General features: G+C 61.2%; 2 protein-coding genes. One reads left to right on the top strand and one right to left on the bottom strand.

Features of this window, described 5'->3' with window-relative positions; translation table 11 throughout:
* Nucleotides 1-28 precede the first annotated feature (28 nt).
* Nucleotides 29-853 carry a helix-turn-helix transcriptional regulator gene (locus tag OC610_RS26455; RefSeq protein WP_264432142.1) on the bottom strand — a complete coding sequence of 275 codons (825 nt, stop codon included), beginning with the start codon at nucleotides 851-853 and terminating at the stop codon, nucleotides 29-31.
* A gap of 118 nt (nucleotides 854-971) precedes the next feature.
* Between OC610_RS26455 and OC610_RS26460 the strand changes: the two genes are divergently transcribed.
* Nucleotides 972-1,934 carry a sensor domain-containing diguanylate cyclase gene (locus OC610_RS26460; protein ID WP_264432145.1) on the top strand — a complete coding sequence of 321 codons (963 nt, stop codon included), beginning with the start codon at nucleotides 972-974 and terminating at the stop codon, nucleotides 1,932-1,934.
* Nucleotides 1,935-2,000: the final 66 nt, after the last annotated feature.

The raw sequence follows: 2,000 nt of genomic DNA on the forward strand, positions 1-2,000 counted from the left end.
CCCCTCGCCACGATTCCTACCGCAGGTATCAGCCGCGATATTGCCCGGGCGTCGCCGCCAGGTGTTGCTTGAACGCCCGCTGGAAATGCGCCTGGTCGGCAAACCCACTCTCCAGCGCCACGTCGGCGATCAACTTGCCCTCGCGCAATTGGCGTCGGGCGAACTGGATTCGCCGGTTGATCAGGAAGGCATGGGGCGTCATGCCGTAGTGACGTTTGAACGCTCGGCTCAGATAGGACGGGGAGAGCTGGGCGAAAGCGCAGATGTCTTCAAGCTTGAGGGCTTCGGTACAATGATCATGAATGAACTGCGCGGCCCGCATCAGCGCCGGATGACTGCCCCGATCCGGGCGTCCCGCCGGGTTGAGCCGATGCTGCAGGTCAGTGAAAAACGCCATGGCGGCGCCTGTCTTGTCATCGGCATCGATCTGCTCGTCCACCAATACTTCGTAAAGCGCGCACAGGCCGGAATAGAGCACGACGTCCCGGCTGTGCGTCGTGTCGAATGCCTGGAAATCCAACGTCGGATCAAAGCCGATCCGCTGTTGCAGGTCCCGCAGCCACTGCGTGTCGACATACAGCATCACGTAGGACCAGGGCTGATCGTTGATCGGATTGCAGGCATGGACATCGCCCGGGTTCATCAGCACCACCGTGCCGCTCTGGACCTGGAAACGCGACTGCTCGTGCAGATAGGTACTGCGCCCGCCCGTGATCGCGCCGATGGAAAAATGGTCATGGGCGTGGCGCGAATAGCAGACCTTGCGGCCATCGGCGATAGACCGGGCCTCGATAAAGGGCAGCGCCGCGTCGCGCCAGAAGCGTGGGGCGTCGTCGTGGTTGGCGGGCTTCATCGATGAGTGTCCTGTTTTTGTTGGCTGCTTGAGTGTATTCGCCTGTGCCGCAAAATGCCCGTTCGAGTTCGGCGTGGTCTGGACTAGACTGCAAGGAGTCTCGCCAACGGAGTTTCCGATGCTTGCGCCCGGCAAACCTGACAACGAAGCCGTCCGGCTGAAAAACCTGCAGTCGCTGAAATTGCTCGATACCGCACCCGAGGAGCGATTCGACCGCCTGACCCGTCTCGCCCGACGCCTGTTCGATGTACCCTTTGCCCTGGTTTCGCTGGTGGACGCCAACCGGCAATGGTTCAAGTCCAGCGCCGGCCTGGATATCGGTGAAACCCCGCGAGAAGTGTCCTTTTGCGGGCATGTCATCCTGCAAGACGAGATCATGGAGATTTGCGACGCGGAGCAGGACGAGCGGTTTCATGACAACCCGCTGGTTAAAGACCAGCCCGGCATCCGCTTTTATGCCGGACACCCGTTGGGCCTGGGCGATGGCAGCAAGATGGGCACTTTGTGCCTGCTGGACACCAAGCCGCGCAAGCTCAATGACGAAGAGCGCGAGCTGCTGCGGGATCTGGCGAGCATGGCCGAGCAGGAATTGATCGCCGTGCAGATGGCCAGCATGGACGAGCTGACGCTGTTGTCGAATCGGCGTGGCTTCAAGACGTTGGCCCAGCATGCGCTGAACGTATGCGATCGGCTTTCACGACCGGCCACGCTGCTGTTTTTCGATCTCAATGACTTCAAGCCCATCAACGACCGCTTCGGGCATGCCGAGGGCGACTGCGCGCTGAAGACCTTTGCCGATGTGCTGCGTATCGCCTTCCGCGAAAGTGACGTGATCGGCCGTCTGGGCGGTGATGAGTTCGTGGCGTTGCTTACTGGCTCCTCCCACGTCGAGACGACCGCGATCATGGCGCGGCTCGGGGAAATTCTCGACGAGCGCAACGCGACGTTGAAGCGCGGCTACGACATCGAATTCAGCGTTGGCCAGATCGAATACGATCCCGAGCGGCATACGTCGATCGACAGCCTGCTGGCCGAGGCGGATGCGGCGATGTACCGGCAGAAGCAGGCACAGCGCCGATAGCCCAAGGTTATCGAACCATCGCGAGCATTCTGACCCGACGCCTTCGCGAGCAAGCTCGCTCCCACA

Origin of the sequence: Pseudomonas agronomica (genome assembly GCF_025917275.1) — a bacterium.
GTDB lineage: Bacteria > Pseudomonadota > Gammaproteobacteria > Pseudomonadales > Pseudomonadaceae > Aquipseudomonas > Aquipseudomonas agronomica.